The following is a 17,525-nucleotide window of genomic DNA, read 5'->3' as shown; positions in this document are numbered from 1 at the left end:
ATGTTCGTGCAGTTGTGTGTCAACTACTTTTGTGGCACCGTTTGTTATTCAATCTTTATGCTAGTTTTACTAAAAATTATACTATTTTAGATATAATTACAATATCTAAGTTTAAGGTATAGAGATGAATCCTACAATCAAGAGAATTTTCAATATTTTTCTTATAGTATTATTTATTTCTTTTTCTCATGTTGGGAGTGCTGCCGCTGACACTAATACTGATACAACTGCTCAAGTAATATGTAACATTATTGGCTACGTTTGGGGAATAGGCGGACCGCTTATGACCGTAGTGATAATAGGTGCAGCTTTGCTTGCGATATTTGGTAGAATGCCATGGCCAGCTCTTTTTGCACTCGGTATATTTTGTGCTGTATTTTTCGGTGCTAAAACTATCGTCATAAAAGTAATGGGTGGTATAGGCGGCACTGGAAATACTTCTTTGATGGACCAATGCGGAACAGGAGACACAAAAAAGAACTATTTTTTTCTAAAACAGACCTGATGCACGGCTTCAACTATATCTTCCACTTGCGGTAATGCTTTTTTTTCTAGATTTGCAGCGTAAGGTAAGGGGATGTCCTTGCCAGTTACACGTACAACTGGAGCATCAAGGTAGTCAAATCCTTGTTCCATAATAACGGCTGACAGCTCTGCTCCTATTCCTGCAAATGGCCATCCTTCTTCTACACTAACTAACCTATTAGTCTTCTGAATAGAGTTAATAACAGTTTGAGTGTCAAGTGGTCTTAAGGTTCTGAGGTCAATAACTTCAGCTTCTATACCTTCACTCGAAAGTAAATCTGCTGCATTTAAGGCATCCATTAATTTTAATGAAAAAGCAGTGATAGTTACATCCTTTCCTTCCCGTATAACAGCAGCTTTGCCTATCTCAAGTAGATAATCTTTGTTTGATAGCTCAGAGTCAGAAACTTCATGCTCATGTCCATAAGCTATTTCGTTTTCTAGAAATATTACCGGATTAGGGTCACGAATTGCAGCTTTAAGCAGACCTCTGCAATCTGAGGCAAAATAGGGTGCTATTACTTTTAACCCCGGTATATGCGAATACCAAGCTGCAAAGCATTGAGAATGTTGTGCAGCAACTCTTGCTGCAGCGCCATTTGGTCCACGAAATACTATAGGGCATCCAAGTTGTCCGCCTGACATATAATTTGTTTTTGCTGCGGAATTCACAATTTGGTCAATAGCTTGCATAGAAAAATTAAAAGTCATAAACTCGACTATTGGCTTTAATCCAGCAAATGCCGCTCCAACAGCAAGGCCAGCAAATCCATGTTCGGTAATAGGCGTATCAACTACTCTGTTTTCTCCAAACTCTTTCAGTAATCCTTTCGTTACTTTATAAGCACCATCATACTCTGCAACTTCTTCACCCATGATAAGCACATCAGAGTCGTTTTGCATTTCTTCTCTAATTGCTGTGCATAAAGCTTCTCTTACACTTAAGGTTGCCATTTATAAACTTTTATAGACTTTAACTAAAGTAACTATATCAGAATTACTGGGGGTAAGTAAAGTGTACAAATTAAGTTTTACAAACATCATGACCAACTCATTCCAAAAAAAAATCTTCTCACGCTTGCTGGTTTTGGTTGCTAAAAATGATTGTATTGCTTGTGTTTTTAATAATATATACTGCTAAGTTAATAATAATTCACTTGGGAATAACAGAAAAATACATGATAATTTTATATTTCAAATAGAATAAAATCCTTTTTATTGATACTGTCTTTTTTTGTAAAAAACATTCCTAACTTTTCCACCACTTTTTCTGGCTAAGGTCAGTATAACTTTTGCTTGAAATAACTGTTTATATGGTGCAATTTACAGCTTTTAGTTGCTAAAATTATAACTCTTAATTTAATAATTTTAATCCAATAAGCTTTCAGGTTAATAAAATTAAATTATTTGAGTAAATGCAATACCATGTCTTTATTTGTGGGTAATAATAAGAATAACGAAGGTTGGCTCAGCTACACTTCTATAATTTCAATTTTTATGTTTACCGTATAAAAGAAGTTTCTTCTATCTGTGTCTTCGCGTTTGAAACTAACTTTATTCTATCTCTTTCTTGTTCTGGACTTAACCTGTGAAGCGCGTAACTGAAATCTTCCTCACTCACTATAAGCCGTCTTTGCGCACCAGCGCTAATTTTTGCTTCATTCACTAATTGCTCTAACTCAGCCCCAGAATAGCCTTCAGTCTTGTCTGCAATGTCTTGGAGGCTTAGCTTTTCATCAGTTTTTGTACCTCGCATATAAAGTGCCAATATCTTTTGTCTCACCTCTATGTTTGGATTAGGGACATAAACCTTCTGACCTAAACGTCCAGGTCTAATAAGTGCTGGATCTATACCACCGATAAGGTTAGTTGCACCAATTACTATTATATCTTTTCTGCTCTTAAATCCATCTATTTCAGTTAACAACTGTGTTAAACTCTCTCGACAATGGTAAGCTGAGTTATTAGCGGTACTTCTTTTTTGAGCAACTGCATCTATTTCATCTATAAAGACTATACAAGGAGAATATTTTTTTGCTATTTTAAAAAGCTCGCGTACAGCATGTGCACCATGACCAATATATACTCCAATAAGTTCAGGACCTGAGATGCTTATGAAATTCATATTTGATTCACCTGCAATTGCACGAGCGATAAGTGTTTTACCATTTCCAGGAGGGCCATATAATATGTAACCTCTTAGTGAATTAATACTTTTATTTCCAAACAGCTTGCGCATTTCTTCTGTCATTTGGTCACAGCAAATCATCTGCAACCGTTGTTTTAAGGAGTCATCAATTATAGCATCAGCAAATGTTATTCTTTTATCATCTGAATTAGCTAATTCTATCGATATAGGCAGCTCTACTTCCTTTAGTTTGCTGAATACTTGATCATATACAAACCAAACAATAAAAAGGGGAACGACAAGTAACACACAAGGCATAGCTTCACTAACATAATGTGCAGCTAACTCATACCCTTTACTAAGCAACATTGTATGCATATAGGCAAACAAAAAAGCGATAGAGACAATAGTTGCCACGCATAGTAAACAGATTGAAATTCTTTTTAGTAATTCTGAAATTTCAATTTTTTTCATCTTAATACCTTATACCAATTTTAAACTAAGAATAATTTTATCTAGCTTACCTATTTTAGCTTGATTAGAGCGTTCAGAAAAATTATCAAGTACGTACTTTAATTTATTAAATACTAAAAACAATATATCACCATATTGTCACATACATCTTTAAAGTTTACCAAATTCATTTTCAAAAAACAAGATTTTATTATTAACCAGAATTCTGGATTAGATTTTAGGTAAATTATTGAAAGTCTTGAATTTTACTAAATTAGTAACTAGTCTTAAAATGCTTACTGCTTTATCGTAAATGCTAAAACAATAAGCTATTGATATTCTTGTTTTTTTTAATCTCCAATCCAGAATTCGGGTTAAAAACGCTAACTTGTATCTTCAAGAAGTAAGACATAATAGCTCTAAAATGTCTTGCAAGGAAAGGTAAAGCTGAACGCTAACTTATGCCAGAAAAATACCGTATTGTTTGCCTTTTTGAGTAGTATCATCTTATTTTTCCTGTAAATTTTGTTTATAACGCCTAAGATTTACGATATTTTAATCCCGGTAGAATATCTTATAAAATCAGATTATATGTTATACCTATGGAAATAGATAACTTTCAGCAATATTACAACCAAGAAGAAATGAAGACAGTAACATTAGCTCAAATTTATAAAGACTTGGTAATAAAGATATTCGATATAGCCACAAGCAAAATGTAAGCTACTATTAATGGTATTATGGAAATAGCACCAACGATACCACCTACTATACCTACTACCAGAGGTGACGGAGTAGTAAGGCTTAATATAATAAGTGGGAGAGATATAATTGATAGTATTATATAAATTACACCTACTGTTTTCAGAAGAGATAGAAATCCTTTTGAATCTAAGTGTTCTTTTTCCCTTAAATAATATAAAGAAAATGCTTATACACATTATAGCACAAAGTATTACTGCTGCTATTTTTATTATAGCTGCTGCTATAAGTGCTGCTAAATAAGCTATATTCATTGCAATTATCACACACCATAATAAAAAAGTCAACTCCATATGTTTAGGTTGTAAAATCCCAAAAAGCAGCCAGAATAGAATAAGCAAACATTTACGAATTGAATTTAGTGCAAACAAGGGTGTTGATATCAACCATACTCTGCAGAATCGCAATATGGTATGACTACATGCTTTTTATTGATTTGATTAACATAATCAGCAGAGAGTTTTGTTTTGCAAAAGATGTCTACAGTAACATACTGCAATTATTTGGAATTGTAGGGCTAGGTGCAATTGTAAGGCCACTTGGTGCATTCATATTTGGTCACGTTGGTGACAGGTATGGAAGGAGGATAGCATTAATAATTACTATCTTGCTAATATCGATACCATCAAGTCTCATTGCATTTATTCCAAGTCACAATCAAGTAGGTATAATTTCTACTATATTGCTTCTTGCAATCCATATAACACAAGGAATTGCACTTGGTGGTGAACAAGGAAGTTCTGTTTATCTTATAGAGCATTTATCCAGTAGGAAAGAGAACTTAGGGATGTATTTTGGAATGATGGGTTTTGGTCGCTCCATTGGCGTCTTGCTTTCTGCGGTGATAGTGATTATCTGCAAAAAAACTACTGATTTTTGTACCTTGGGTTGGAGATTGCCATTTATTTTCTCAGCTATTTTAGGATTAATTAGCGCGTATAGCATATACACATTGGGAGAAACTCCAGCATATGAAAAAAATCGAAAACAAAGAAATTTACCTGATTTGCCAATAATAGAGCTTATAAAACGCCACAAGAGAGCTCTTATACTTGCTATTTTAATATCTGTACCTGTTAATGTTGCTGTTGGATTTACCATATTTCTTCGAACTCTCGCAAAGGAAATAGCATCAGTGGATGTTTATGTAACAACATATATCAACGAAATTGTATTGATTATAACCAGTGTATTAATGCCGATATCTTCAATAGCGTTTGGAATGTTGGCTGATAAAGTTGGAAAAGAGCGCACTGCAATCTTATTTATAGCAATTACAATGGCACTGTGTTGTCCTGCGTTATCTATTGCATATTACTATAAAAATTATCTTGTGATTGCGTTGAGCGTAATGGTTCTCTCTATAATAGAAAGGGGTATAGTTCCCATAGGAATAGTTGCATCTGAACTCTTTCCTACCAATGTTAGATTTAGTGGTGTGAGCTTATCACGCAATATCTCTTATGCGTTACATGGAGGATTTACTCCTATGGTTTGTATTTGGTTGACTGTAACATTTCCTCAAACAAACCTTGCTGCTGGGCTTTATATAGTCTTCTGCTTGTTGATCAGTGTGGTAGCAATATTGCAAATAAAACCGCAAGATAAGAAATTTGATTGGTCTTAGTTTTCTCCTATGTGATTTGATAGACCGGGAAAGGGTTTCATCTAAGTAGCTGACACCCTGACAACCGTCATCCCGCTGCTTGTTAGCGGGATCTAGAGATACCGTGACGGTATGACGTAGGACTGCTGTCATTCCAGTCTGGAATCCAGAGAAAAGGATGATGTCATCCCAGTGTCCCTGTAATGTCATTCCAGTGCTTGACACTGGAATCCAGCCTTTATTATGCAGCCACTTGGTTAAAATTAAGTCTTCTGGATCCCAGTGTCTGGGCACTGGGATGACAAAGAAGGGCAGTGTCAGCTACTCGGATGACACCCTGCTGGTGGACAATGTTTGTATAGTTGTGCGTCACGCGCTGGAATGACGAATTACTTAACCGCCATACCGTCACGGTATCTCCTAGCATAGATCCCGCTAACACGTAGCGGGATGACGATTTTGTATCGGAAAACAAGTAGCATGACGATTTATCAAATGTTCCTTAGTTTCTCAAAAAAATCCTTTAACAAAAAAGAGCATTCTGTTTCTAATATCCCACCATAAACTTCAGGTATATGGCTGCAAAATTGAAATATCTTAGCACCATTTTCAATTCCTCCACCTTTTGGATTATAAGCTCCAAAGTACAATCGTTTAATTCTGGCAAAGGAAATGGCTTGAGCACACATCGGACATGGTTCTAATGTTACGTACATATCAGCATCACAAAGCGTGGGAGTTGAAAATGCTTGTCTGATCGCTAACATCTCTGCATGTGCAGTTGGATCGCTGGATATATTGTGTGCAGAAGAAATGATATTGTCTCCACTCACTATTACAGCACCTATGGGCACCTCATCATTTTTTTGAGCGAGTTTGGCTTGCTCTATGGCAAGCTCCATATATTGATACTTAAACACTAGGCACTTATTTCTTATCAATTGCTGCTTTAACGAACGACACGAAAAGAGGATGAGGAGAAAACGGCTTTGATTGAAATTCTGGATGAAACTGCACACCAATAAACCACGGATGACTCTCTAACTCCACTGCCTCTATGCACGTTCCATCTTCTGATATGCCACTGCATAACAGCCCATTTTTTTCTAAGTCATCTTTATAATCTGAATTGATTATGTACCTATGCCTGTGTCTTTCTGAAATAGTAGTGTTACTATATGCATCCATCATTTTAGAGTTTGCATTTATATTACATTTGTATGCCCCAAGTCTCATGGTTCCACCAAGATCGTCATCTTGATCGCCAGCTAACTTAACGATTGGATGTTTACAGTTACGAAATTCTTCAGAGTGTGCATCTTCAAGCTTAACAACATTACGAGCAAATTCAATAATTGCAAGCTGCATACCAAGGCAAATTCCGAAAAATGGGATATTATTTGTACGGGCATAATTTATTGCTAATATTTTACCCTCTACTCCGTCATCACCAAACCCCCCTGGAACAAGGATTGCATGAGAATTCTGTAACTTCTCCCCTATAAGCTTTTCATTTATAGGTTTTTCTTCCTTCTCTCTTGAGTTAACCCAATTTATCTTTACTTTGACTTTATTACTAATCGCACCATGATTTAATGCTTCAACCAGTGATTTGTATGCATCAGGGAATTCGGTGTATTTTCCCACTATAGATACAGTAACTTCCTGTGTTGGGTGCCTTATGGAATGCACTATTTGATCCCATTCAGTCAAGCTTGGTTTTGGCTTACTTAAATGAAAGTGCTCCAAAATTTGCGTATCAAGCCCACATTGGCTATACAACACCGGTAACTCATATATATGACTCACATCAGGGGCAGGTATCACATTGGATAAAGAAACATTGCAAAGCTTAGCTATTTTCTCTCTTTGATTATCGAAAATTTCTTTCTCACTGCGGCATAATATAATATCTGGTTGTAACCCCGCGGAATTTAACTCTCGAACTGAATGCTGCGTTGGTTTTGTCTTTAATTCTTGCGCTGCGGTAAGATATGGTATTAAAGTTAAGTGAATCAGGATAACTCTTTGTTTTCCTAATGTGTAGTTAACTTGGCGTATAGCCTCCAAAAATGGTTGGCTTTCAATGTCACCTACAGTTCCGCCTATTTCACATATTACAAAATCTAAACCTTCCGTACCATTAAAAATGAACGATTTGATCAAATCTGTTACATGAGGAATGACTTGCACAGTTTTGCCCAGATAATCACCACGCCTCTCTTTCTTCAATAACTCATGATATATCTTACCAGTTGTTATATTGTCATCTTTTGTTGCTTTAATTCCAGTAAAACGCTCATAATGCCCAAGATCCAAATCAGTTTCAGCACCATCTTCGGTAACAAATACCTCTCCGTGCTGAGTTGGGTTCATTGTCCCAGGATCAATGTTGAGATACGGGTCAAGTTTTCTGATACGGATCTTAAAACCGTGAGCTTGAAGAAGCGCACCAACACTCGAAGCAACTAAGCCTTTACCAAGCGATGACACAACTCCACCTGTGACAAAGATAAATTTAGCTTCCTTCATTAATTTTCAAATGGAACAGAAGTAGATTCACTTTCTTGCTTTTTTTCTAATATAATTTTTTCTGCGATCGATTTTTTATGTACGTCTTTTGAACATAATCCTGACAATAGCAATGTGTTTATAATAAACAATCCAGCAACAATAGCCGTTATTCTGCTGAGCGGGTTTTCAGAAGATTTCACCGGAATCATCGAATTGACCCCCTGTTGTGTATTACTAAAACCACTTAACGAACTACTTCCAGGCGGCTGCAAGAGCACTAAAATTACTAACACAACAACCAATATTATTTGAAATATACTTAATACCGCTACTGACATTATAGATAGGGCTGAAAATAAAAATTTTAGCAGTACAAAGCACGTAAGTCAAGAACATCTGTCACCCAAATAACTTGAAATCTAAGTATGTATTTACTGCTTACCTTATTTTGATTAACATATGCATAAAACTTTGGGCTTAATATGTATCACATTTTAAAATACAAAAATTATGAACCAAAAATAGACGAAAGTGCTTTCATCGCAGGTGGTTCGCATATCATAGGCAAGGTTGAAATAGGAAGAGATGCAAGCATCTGGTTTAATTGTGTAATCAGAGGGGACGTTGGATCAATAAAAATAGGTAATGGAACAAATATTCAAGATGGAACGGTAATTCATGTGGATAGAAACCCAGGTGGTGACACAATTATTGGCAGCATGGTAACAGTGGGACATTTTTGTGTGTTGCACGCATGCACGGTGCATGATAAGGCGTTTATTGGTATGGGCTCTACCGTGATGGACCATGCAGTTGTGGAGCCTGAAGCTATGGTAGCTGCTGGCTCACTGGTAACACACGGAAAAGTGATAAAAAGTGGGGAAATATGGGCTGGCAGGCCAGCAAAATTCTTCAAAAAAATGTCGAATGAAGAAATTAAACATATTACACAATCAGCACAAAATTATATTATGCTAATGAATGAATATAAAAACTGAAGCTCGCGTCAAGTGTTTTACTTGACACGTACATTTCGGCTTAACCCTTGTTACTTCTTTTTCCCATTCTCATTTACTTCTTGTGCTTTTGCCCCATCTACTTGAGTACTATGTAATACTGCATATGTAATACCACCGGCTACGAGTGCAGATGCTACTGCTATACCAATCATTACTAACATCTCTAACTTAACTGTACGTTCAAGTGCAGTAAATGCTATCAGTCCAGCAGCAAGACCCATACCAACAGTAGCAGTGTACCGTGCTCCATTGCCTTGTTTTAGTTGTTGAATTTTTTTGTTTTCAGCTTCTAATTCTTTATTTTCCTTCTTTAGCTTGTCAACTTCTTTCTCTTTAGCTGTTAAGTCTGCCTTCAGTTTGTCAACTTCAGCATTTGGCTGTTGTTGTTTTAGTTGTGCTATTTCTTTCTCTTTATCTGCTAATTGTTGCTGTAAGTCCGCAACTTCTTGTGTATTTTGTTGAGCTTTTAATGCTGTTATTTCCTCGTCTTTAGCTTGTAACTGTTGCTGTAAGTCCGCAACTTCTTGTGTATTTTGTTGAGCTTTTAATGCTATTATTTCCTCGTCTTTAGCTTGTAACTGTTGCTGTAAGTCCGCAACTTCTTGTGTATTTTGTTGAGCTTTTAATGCTGTTATTTCCTCGTCTTTAGCTTGTAACTGTTGCTGTAAGTCCGCAACTTCTTGTGTATTTTGTTGAGCTTTTAATGCTGTTATTTCCTCGTCTTTCTCTTTTAAATGCTGCTTACTCCGTTGTATTCTTTTACTTTTTGATCTTTTTCCTTTTCCTTTTTTTGACTTAGTAACACCTTCTTGCCCATTAACAGAACCTTCACTTAATGTCGTGCTATCACTAGAAACAACACTTCGATTACCTTTATTGCCCGACGTAACCTCATTATCATCGGCAACCTGCATTGTATCATTAATCCCTTCAGACACAGGCGTGCTACTCGCATCAACATAATCATTTAAAGACTCTTGATTACCAACTAAAGAACCTTGTAACGACTGCTCTGTTCCTGATTCAATAGAGTTTTTATTTATAGTTCCTTCTTGATCAGATGTTATATCAGTTGGTGAAGTTGCTCCAGGTGAAAGATTTTGATTTGAATTATGCATATTTAACCTCAATATATATAATTAACATTACATAATACCCTTAGAACCTAAGGTCAAGTAATATTTTTATCATAGCATAGAAAATTTATGTTCGTAAACAAAAAATTTTGGCGTAAAATTGCCGTATTTACTTAATTGTGCTATAGCTAAAGTAATTTAGGTTTACCGACCATCGTCATTCCGCTGCTTGTTAGCGGGATCTAGAGATACCGCGGCGGTATGACGTTGCTAGCTTAAAGTTTAAAATTGAGAAATATTTATGTTAAAAGAAAAATACGGCTTTAAAGAAGTTGAAGACAAATGCAACATATTATGGGAAGGTAGTAAAGTTTATAAATGGAATGGTGAAAAGGATAACACTTTCACTATAGACACGCCTCCACCGACAATATCAGGAAAACTCCATATCGGCCATATATTTAGCTATTGCCACACGGACTTTATTGCAAGGTTTCAGCGCATGCTGGGAAAAGATGTGTTTTACCCAATTGGGTTTGATGATAATGGGCTTCCCACTGAAAGATTGGTTGAGCAAACCTATAAAACCCGCGCAAAAGAAGTTGGCAGGGAAAAATTTATAGAGATGTGCCATGAGGTTATTGAAAAATCAAAGCAAGAATTCAAGGAACTATTTAAATCGGTCGGCATTAGTTATGACTGGGATTTGGAATACCACACGATCAGCAAGGAAACTGTGACGCTTTCACAGATGTCGTTTATTGATCTATATAATAAGGGATATGCATATAGAAAAATGCAGCCCATCCTTTGGGACCCGGTTGATAAAACAGCAATTGCACAAGCAGAAATAGAAGATAAAGTTTTTGAGTCATCCTTAAACACGATAGTTTTCTCTACTCAAGAAAATGAGCAGATCAATATTGCAACTACGCGGCCTGAGTTACTTCCCGCATGTGTTGCAGTTTTTTGTCATCCAGAGGATGCGCGCTACACCCATCTGATCGGAAAAACAGCCGTGGTGCCGATCACAGAGACAAAAGTTCCAATAATAGCTGATGATAAGGTTAAAATAGATAAAGGCACTGGGCTTGTTATGTGTTGTACATTCGGTGATGAGCTCGACATATATTGGCAGCAAAAGCATAATCTGCCGATGAAAATTATCATCGATCAGGATGGGAGGATGAACCTTCATGATGTCATTCCACCACACCCCGGCGTCATTCCAGCGCGTGACGCTGGAATCTATGAAATAAATGGACTAAAAATTGTAGCAGCAAGAAAGAGGATGATCGAAATCCTAACTGAAAAAGGACTTTTGGTAGAAAGCACTAACATTTCTCATTCTGTTAAGTGCGCAGAAAGATCTGGTGCACCACTTGAGATATTGCCTACTTATCAATGGTTTATCAAGACTTTAGAGCAAAAAGCTCAAGTATTAGATAAAGTAAAAGAATGCAATTGGCATCCAGCTACTATGCGTAAACGTATGGAAGTGTGGATAGAAGGGCTAAATTGGGACTGGTGCATCTCAAGGCAACGTTATTTTGGTGTGCCATTTCCAGCGTGGTATTCCAACCGTAAGGGAGAAGAAGGTAAAATTATTCTAGCTGAGATAAAGGACCTGCCTATAGATCCATTGAAAGATTTGCCAAAAGGGTATAGCAAAGAAGAGGTTATCCCAGATCAAGATGTAATGGATACCTGGGCCACAAGTTCAATTACTCCTCAACTAAGTGCACTAGCAGTAAACAGTGAGTTTAGCTTACCAAATCATCGCTATGATACGATATTTCCTGCAGATCTGCGCAGCCAGAGCCATGAGATAATAAGAACTTGGGCTTTTTATACTATTTTAAAGGCACATTATCATGCAAATTCTTTACCTTGGAAAAACATTATGATCAGCGGTTGGTGTTTAGCAGATGATAAGAAAAAGATGAGTAAATCAAAGGGTAACATCATTACTCCTCATGTAATACTTGAAACTTATGGAGCTGATGTAGTGCGCTATTGGGCAGCGAACTCAAGGCTTGGAGTTGATACAGTCTACTCTGAAAATATATTCAAAATTGGCAAGCGCCTCGTTACAAAACTTTGGAACGCTAGCAAGTTTGTTTCCATGTTCATGGAAAAGCATCAAACAGTAAGCATAAATTCCATCAGTGAGACGATGGATAAATGGATACTGTCTAAGCTGTACAAAGTAATAGGTAAAGCAACGAATAACCTATTACAGTTTGAATACTGCGAAGCTTTGGGCGCAGTAGAAGAATTTTTTTGGAAGGATTTTTGTGATAACTACTTGGAATTAGTAAAAAAACGCGCGTACGGAAGCAGTGAAGCAACCTTAAGTGCAAAGCAAAGTTTGGCATATGTACTGAATATTATTTTGCGGTTATTTGCACCTTTCTTGCCTTACATTACAGAAGAGATATACCACCAGTTGTATAGTTATAATTCTGTACACAATCAAAGTAATTGGCCGAGCAAAGAAGAACTTATCTACGATAAATATTCAGAGGAAATGGGAGATAATGTTATTCAGATATTAAACATTATCAGAAAGATAAAGGCAGATAATAATGTATCAGTTAAGCATCTGATAAAAAAGTTGATGATAAAAGCGAGCGTACAAGAGGATAAGTTAGATCAATCTGCACAGGATGATTTGCAGGCAGTGTGCAATGCAGAAATGATAGAGTGGATGCAGTCTGAGCTTGAAACTGAAGACGGAAAATACATAGTGAATATAGACTTATACTGATTTTTATAGCTTTACTTCCTTTAATATCCATGCTATTGTAATCATTATTAGTATGAGGGAATAATGAGGGATTTGTATAGTAAAACCAATGCACCATATCTTATAGCTGGTGCTCTTGCTACTTTGGTATTGCTTGCGTCTGGGACACTTCCTGTTGCCCCTTATGTTAAGTTCTTGTCTTCAGTTGCAGCCTTTAATGTAGCTCTTCCTGTTGCTTTGAGTTTGTCTATACTTTCTATTTTGGTGCTTGCACTTTCATGTAAAATAATTAGTAATAATAAGAAAATAGAGGTTGAGAAAAATAAATTTGCTGAAAAAGAGCAAGAGTTAGAAAGCGTAAAACAACAATCAGAGAGTAAGGTACAAGAGTTAGAAAGTAAAATAGCTCTGGGAGAAAAAGCTAAAGAAGCTGTAAATAAAGAAGTGAAGGAATTAAAAGATCAATTAACTCGAGAAAAGCAAGATTTGGAAAGCGAAATTGCAGGGTTAAATAAGGAAATAGAGCAGTTAAAGACACAACAAGATGATGCACAGCAAAAATTAGATAATGCTACAAAAGAGTTAAATAATAAAGGTAATCAAATCCGAGAATTAGAGGGTAAGATAGGTGCTCTTAATAATAAGAACAAAGATTTACACGATGAAAATACAGAATTGAGTGCAAAAGTACAAGGTCAGTTAGAACATAAGGAGAAGATGCTTTCTCTTGAATACCAAGAGTTACGTGATGAAAATGTAAGATTGAATGAAAGAGTGGATTCTTTAATGGAGGAATTATCTCAATCTCAAAGAGAAATAGATTCCTTAAAAAGGCAGTTAGATGAATTAAAATATGAAGGAATTTTAGCTCTTTCATTAAAAGAAAGAATAACAGAATTGGAAACATGTTTAGAGGAGAAAAGGAAAAAAGTAGGAAAATTAGCAGTGCAGTTAAGAAAAGAAAAAGGCAAAACTTCTTGTTTACAATCTGATTTAGATGATGTATTAGAAGAAGAAGGACGATTGAAAAAAGAGTTAAATAAAAAAGCGCAAGAAACGATCCAGCTAGCTGCAGATTTAGAACAAAAAGAAAAACTATGCAAGAAATTAGAAGAGGAAAACAAGGAATTAGAAGAGGAAAACAATGAAAATCTTGATAAGATCGGAGAGTTAAAAAAACTTAATGAAAAGTTGCGCGATAATAACAGTGAGTTGAAAAGTAGCGAAAAAGAGTTGGATGACGGATGCGAGGAATTAAGAGAACATAATTCTGATTTGAAAAGACATAATTCTGATTTGAAAAGAAAAGTTGAACATCTGCAAGCAGTAACTGGGCAGGAAGACGAGCAAAGTCATTCCATTTCTTCAGATATAAGCAGTGAACATTTATCAGAACTTGAAGGAATAGGTGAAAATGAGTCTGTTAATAAACAGTTCCCGAAACCAAAACCACCTTATATATCCACTCCAATAAGACCGCCATATAAAAAGCTGAATGATGCTTCATGTGATTCTGGATATACCAGTGGATGTTCTACCCCGACCAACAGCTGCCACACATTTTGAGTACAGTTGTACACTGGATACATAAAACCTTAGCTATTTTTAGCTAGCAGGCTGAAAAAGGAAAGTTTGTTGTAGGTGCAGCACTATAATTCCTCCACAGATAAGAGAATTTTAATAAATATATACAAGACTGCTGAACGTGGGGGGGAGGGGAGTAATGAGCAATTTGCTTAGTGAGGCTAATGCATTTTATTTTGTAGCTAGTTCCTTAGCTACTCTTACGTTACTTACATCTTTAGCGCTTATTGTAACTTCTAATGTGCCTCTTCCTCTAATTCTTGCTTTAGCTACATTATCTGTTTTGGTGCTTGCACTTTCGTATAAAATAATTAGTAATAATAAAAAAATAGAGGTTGAGAGAAATAAATTCGCTCAGAAAGAGCAAGAGTTGGAAAATAAAATAACTCTAGGAAAGGAAGCTGAAAAAGCTGCAAACAAAGAAGTGGAAAAATTAAAACATGAATTAACTCGAGAAAAGCAAAATTTAGACAAGAGAGCAAAAAAATTGAATCAGAAAGTAAATGAGTCAGAAGTTGAGAGAGAATCTCTTCTTGAAGAAAAAAAATCTTTAGAGAAAAAATTAGAAACAGCAAAGAATCGTACGTTTGAAATAGACAATGAATTGGACAAAACAAGAAAGGAAATAGGTAAGCTTAATGAGCAGGAAGAGAAATTAAAACTTGAAATCTCATGTTTAAAGAAACAGTTGGAAGAAAGAAGTAGATTTATTGCAAAGCTGAAGATGGAAGTGGATGATAATAAACATTTAGAGCTAGAGAATAAGGGGTTAAATGATAGAATAGAAACGTCACGTGAAGTACAAAAGGCACTACGTGAGAAAAAACATGAACTTAGTGAAAAAGTAGAGGCATTGAATAAGGAAAAAAATAGATTTTCTAAAGAAGTAGAGGAATTACGTGAAGAACAAGAAAGACTGCATGCAAACTTAGATAAGCTACAATGTAAAATTAAAGAGGTCAACAAAGAAAAGAAAAATTTATCTAAAGAATTAAAAGAGAAATTTGAAGAGTTAGATGAAGCAAATGGTTTAATTAAAAATCAATCTTTTGAGTTAGATGGGATAAGAAAAGATTGTAATAATGAAGTAAAAAGTTTAAGAAATTCACTTTTAGAACGAGACAGTCAAATAGAAGATTTTTTGAAAGAGAAAGAAAAACAAGTGAATTTTGCGCAACTGTTGATAAGATGCGTAACAGACAATATAGAAGAACCAATAAGAAATAATGATGGAAAAGCAATATTAGATACGATTCAAATATTAAAGTCTGCGTTACAAGGAGAAATTGCACGGCTTTTGCCAGACGAAACGCCTTCTTCTTCGCTGGAAGATCTTGGATATGAATCATTATTTGTCAGTCGCTCATCCACCCCGACCAAGTTGCCAAATTCACTATTGACAGAATCTTATGAACGCAGTCAGTTCAATCAGAGTGAAAGTATTTGCAAAACACAACAATGAGTCTTATTATAAGATAAATCATGCAAGATAATGAACCCAATAATATGCGCACTGGATACACAAGACTTAAATAAGGCTATTTCTCTAGCTAATGCTCTGCGTGGTAAAGTTGGCATGGTAAAGCTGGGATTAGAATTTTTTGCTGCTCAAGGTCTTTCTGGAGTGCAAGAAGTTGCAAAATGCAATGTACCAATTTTTTTAGATCTGAAATTGCATGACATTCCAAACACTGTAGCCAAAACAGTTGAAGTAATAAAAGTTCTGAACATTGAAATGTTAACTCTGCACATCAGCGGTGGAACAAAAATGCTTGAAGAAGCGCTAAGTGTAGTGCAAGGCACAAAAATAAAGCTGATTGGGGTGACAGTGCTAACTAGTATGAGCAATGAGGATTTAAACGAGCTTGGAGTAGCAAGAGAGGCAAAATCACAGGTAATTTTGCTTGCAAAGCTTGCAAAAAAGATTGGACTCCATGGAGTAGTCTGTTCTGCACTAGAAGCTCAAGAAGTGCGCCGAGAATGCGGTGAAGACTTTAAAATTATTACTCCAGGAATTCGTATAGATCCAGGTCATGACGACCAAAAAAGAACAGCAACACCAAAAGAAGCAATAAATTCAGGAGCTGATTATATCGTCATTGGCAGACCCATTACAAAAACTACAAGTAGTGCGGAGCTAATATTGAAATCCATGAAAGAATTTTAATATAATAACTTAATTTATAAAAATACTAACATATTAATTAGGAATAAGCATGAGTAATATCAATAGAATAATACGCGAAGTAATCAAGGAATTCCGCTCAAAATTACCAGATAAGGAAATAGAGGAATATTCTGGCAAATTGAATAAGCTACATATCTACCAGTGCAATAAGCATATAATAGAAAATAAGAAGCTATATCATTATACAATAAATGGGAAAACCCATGCTATGGGTCAGCATGGGCATAATTTTGTCAAGAGTTTAGAAGTTATCTTGAGGAATAAGCCACAAATTTCCTTAGAAGAGGTAATTGATTTTATGGAAAAAATAATTAATTTTGGTATTGATAGTTGTTATGGAGCATTTGAGATGATATTTGAATCTCGCTCTGGTGTTACAATAGATGATGCAGTTAATTTTGTAAAAGATAGCTTATCTAGTAAATTTTATAGATTCCATGGCAGTGGGATTTTCAAAGTAATATTAGAACTTAATCCAGAGAGCTCTCTTGAAGAGATAGAGAAACAATTTAGCAAAGTAGTAGATCCTTACTTTCTTAATGCTTGGAGTCGAGAAAGTGAAAGGGCTTTTGCTAAGATATGTAGGTTATGTAGAGAAGGACATGTGGAGAGTATGCAGAAATTTGATTTTAGCAATTTTAATTTAGATCAAGATAGTGCTGGAGCATTAAGAGCACTGTTACAGTATTGTGTTGACGTTTCTAATCAAAAAGCTTTAGGTGATTCACATGAATTGCATAGAGAAGAGATGGAGGGGATATATAAATTTGATGATAATTACGATTTAAATTTAGATAGTGATCATAATGATAGTATCTGGCATTGAAATTATACTACAATAATAAAATAACTGGATAAAAATTATCACCAAAAAAATTCAAAAAAGTGCTTGACATAAAAGAACGAACATTATATAGTGTC

At 35.6% G+C, this 17,525-nt stretch carries 15 protein-coding genes; 9 read left to right on the top strand and 6 right to left on the bottom strand.

Going from position 1 to position 17,525, the window contains the following annotated elements; all coding sequences use genetic code 11:
- Positions 1–124 precede the first annotated feature (124 nt).
- The gene (locus AAGD59_RS04225; protein ID WP_015588961.1) at positions 125–505 is read left to right on the top strand and encodes a TrbC/VirB2 family protein; all 381 of its coding nucleotides are present in this window, start codon (positions 125–127) and stop codon (positions 503–505) included.
- Here AAGD59_RS04225 and AAGD59_RS04220 read toward each other — a convergent pair.
- Entirely contained in the window at positions 481–1,479 is a 999-nt protein-coding gene (locus AAGD59_RS04220; protein ID WP_015588962.1) for a pyruvate dehydrogenase complex E1 component subunit beta, read from the bottom strand. The genes AAGD59_RS04225 and AAGD59_RS04220 overlap by 25 nt on opposite strands.
- 547 nt (positions 1,480–2,026) lie before the next feature.
- Positions 2,027–3,127, bottom strand: a complete 1,101-nt coding sequence (locus AAGD59_RS04215; protein ID WP_015588963.1) for an ATP-binding protein — start codon at positions 3,125–3,127, stop codon at positions 2,027–2,029.
- A gap of 1,102 nt (positions 3,128–4,229) precedes the next feature.
- Here AAGD59_RS04215 and AAGD59_RS04210 point away from each other — a divergent pair.
- Entirely contained in the window at positions 4,230–5,495 is a 1,266-nt protein-coding gene (locus AAGD59_RS04210) for an MFS transporter (protein WP_256359313.1), read from the top strand.
- Between the two features lie 157 nt (positions 5,496–5,652).
- Complete coding sequence (locus AAGD59_RS06980; protein WP_410529959.1) at positions 5,653–5,859, top strand: hypothetical protein; 207 nt, start codon at positions 5,653–5,655, stop codon at positions 5,857–5,859.
- A 106-nt stretch (positions 5,860–5,965) separates the two neighbouring features.
- Here the strand turns inward: AAGD59_RS06980 and AAGD59_RS04200 are convergent, their stop codons facing one another.
- The 3 genes from AAGD59_RS04200 to secG are packed head-to-tail and all read right to left on the bottom strand — an operon-like array spanning position 5,966 to position 8,326.
- Positions 5,966–6,376 (bottom strand): nucleoside deaminase, encoded by a 411-nt coding sequence (locus AAGD59_RS04200; RefSeq protein WP_015588966.1) that lies wholly within the window; start codon positions 6,374–6,376, stop codon positions 5,966–5,968.
- A gap of 25 nt (positions 6,377–6,401) precedes the next feature.
- A complete protein-coding gene (locus AAGD59_RS04195) occupies positions 6,402–8,006 on the bottom strand; it encodes a CTP synthase (RefSeq protein ID WP_015588967.1) in 1,605 nt (534 codons plus the stop codon).
- A complete protein-coding gene (gene secG, locus AAGD59_RS04190; protein WP_007548880.1) occupies positions 8,006–8,326 on the bottom strand; it encodes a preprotein translocase subunit SecG in 321 nt (106 codons plus the stop codon). Before secG ends, AAGD59_RS04195 begins: the two co-directional genes overlap by 1 nt.
- 144 nt (positions 8,327–8,470) lie before the next feature.
- Here secG and AAGD59_RS04185 point away from each other — a divergent pair, with 144 nt between their 5' ends.
- Positions 8,471–8,986 (top strand): gamma carbonic anhydrase family protein, encoded by a 516-nt coding sequence (locus AAGD59_RS04185; protein ID WP_141457186.1) that lies wholly within the window; start codon positions 8,471–8,473, stop codon positions 8,984–8,986.
- A gap of 50 nt (positions 8,987–9,036) precedes the next feature.
- Here the strand turns inward: AAGD59_RS04185 and AAGD59_RS04180 are convergent, their stop codons facing one another.
- Positions 9,037–10,125, bottom strand: coding sequence for a hypothetical protein (locus tag AAGD59_RS04180; protein WP_341812878.1), 1,089 nt, complete (start codon positions 10,123–10,125; stop codon positions 9,037–9,039).
- A 259-nt stretch (positions 10,126–10,384) separates the two neighbouring features.
- Here AAGD59_RS04180 and AAGD59_RS04175 point away from each other — a divergent pair, with 259 nt between their 5' ends.
- From AAGD59_RS04175 to AAGD59_RS04155, 5 genes are all read left to right on the top strand, one after another.
- A complete protein-coding gene (locus AAGD59_RS04175) occupies positions 10,385–12,853 on the top strand; it encodes a valine--tRNA ligase (protein WP_174516760.1) in 2,469 nt (822 codons plus the stop codon).
- 63 nt (positions 12,854–12,916) lie between these two features.
- Positions 12,917–14,398, top strand: coding sequence for a hypothetical protein (locus tag AAGD59_RS04170; protein WP_265027759.1), 1,482 nt, complete (start codon positions 12,917–12,919; stop codon positions 14,396–14,398).
- Positions 14,399–14,555: 157 nt separating this feature from the next.
- Positions 14,556–15,878 (top strand): hypothetical protein, encoded by a 1,323-nt coding sequence (locus AAGD59_RS04165; RefSeq protein WP_015588973.1) that lies wholly within the window; start codon positions 14,556–14,558, stop codon positions 15,876–15,878.
- Positions 15,879–15,908: 30 nt separating this feature from the next.
- Positions 15,909–16,583, top strand: a complete 675-nt coding sequence (gene pyrF, locus AAGD59_RS04160) for an orotidine-5'-phosphate decarboxylase (protein ID WP_006280567.1) — start codon at positions 15,909–15,911, stop codon at positions 16,581–16,583.
- 49 nt (positions 16,584–16,632) lie between these two features.
- Complete coding sequence (locus tag AAGD59_RS04155) at positions 16,633–17,430, top strand: hypothetical protein (protein WP_015588974.1); 798 nt, start codon at positions 16,633–16,635, stop codon at positions 17,428–17,430.
- The last annotated feature ends 95 nt before the right edge of the window (positions 17,431–17,525 follow it).

It is taken from the genome of Wolbachia endosymbiont (group A) of Cephus spinipes, assembly GCF_964026895.1.
GTDB lineage: Bacteria > Pseudomonadota > Alphaproteobacteria > Rickettsiales > Anaplasmataceae > Wolbachia > Wolbachia pipientis.
The sequence above is the reverse complement of the archived record's forward strand: the minus strand, read 5'-3'. Positions and strand labels throughout refer to the sequence as shown.

Excerpts from the sequence above, each read along its gene's own strand:
- AAGD59_RS04175 (WP_174516760.1), top strand. The coding sequence starts at position 10,385 with ATGTTAAAAGAAAAATACGGCTTTAAAGAAGTTGAAGACAAATGCAAC.
- AAGD59_RS06980 (WP_410529959.1), top strand. The coding sequence starts at position 5,653 with ATGATGTCATCCCAGTGTCCCTGTAATGTCATTCCAGTGCTTGACACT.
- AAGD59_RS04155 (WP_015588974.1), top strand. The coding sequence starts at position 16,633 with ATGAGTAATATCAATAGAATAATACGCGAAGTAATCAAGGAATTCCGC.
- AAGD59_RS04195 (WP_015588967.1), bottom strand. The coding sequence starts at position 8,006 with ATGAAGGAAGCTAAATTTATCTTTGTCACAGGTGGAGTTGTGTCATCG.
- secG (WP_007548880.1), bottom strand. The coding sequence starts at position 8,326 with ATGTCAGTAGCGGTATTAAGTATATTTCAAATAATATTGGTTGTTGTG.
- AAGD59_RS04185 (WP_141457186.1), top strand. The coding sequence starts at position 8,471 with ATGTATCACATTTTAAAATACAAAAATTATGAACCAAAAATAGACGAA.
- AAGD59_RS04165 (WP_015588973.1), top strand. The coding sequence starts at position 14,556 with ATGAGCAATTTGCTTAGTGAGGCTAATGCATTTTATTTTGTAGCTAGT.
- AAGD59_RS04220 (WP_015588962.1), bottom strand. The coding sequence starts at position 1,479 with ATGGCAACCTTAAGTGTAAGAGAAGCTTTATGCACAGCAATTAGAGAA.
- AAGD59_RS04180 (WP_341812878.1), bottom strand. The coding sequence starts at position 10,125 with ATGCATAATTCAAATCAAAATCTTTCACCTGGAGCAACTTCACCAACT.
- AAGD59_RS04170 (WP_265027759.1), top strand. The coding sequence starts at position 12,917 with ATGAGGGATTTGTATAGTAAAACCAATGCACCATATCTTATAGCTGGT.
- AAGD59_RS04225 (WP_015588961.1), top strand. The coding sequence starts at position 125 with ATGAATCCTACAATCAAGAGAATTTTCAATATTTTTCTTATAGTATTA.
- AAGD59_RS04200 (WP_015588966.1), bottom strand. The coding sequence starts at position 6,376 with ATGGAGCTTGCCATAGAGCAAGCCAAACTCGCTCAAAAAAATGATGAG.
- pyrF (WP_006280567.1), top strand. The coding sequence starts at position 15,909 with ATGAACCCAATAATATGCGCACTGGATACACAAGACTTAAATAAGGCT.
- AAGD59_RS04215 (WP_015588963.1), bottom strand. The coding sequence starts at position 3,127 with ATGAAAAAAATTGAAATTTCAGAATTACTAAAAAGAATTTCAATCTGT.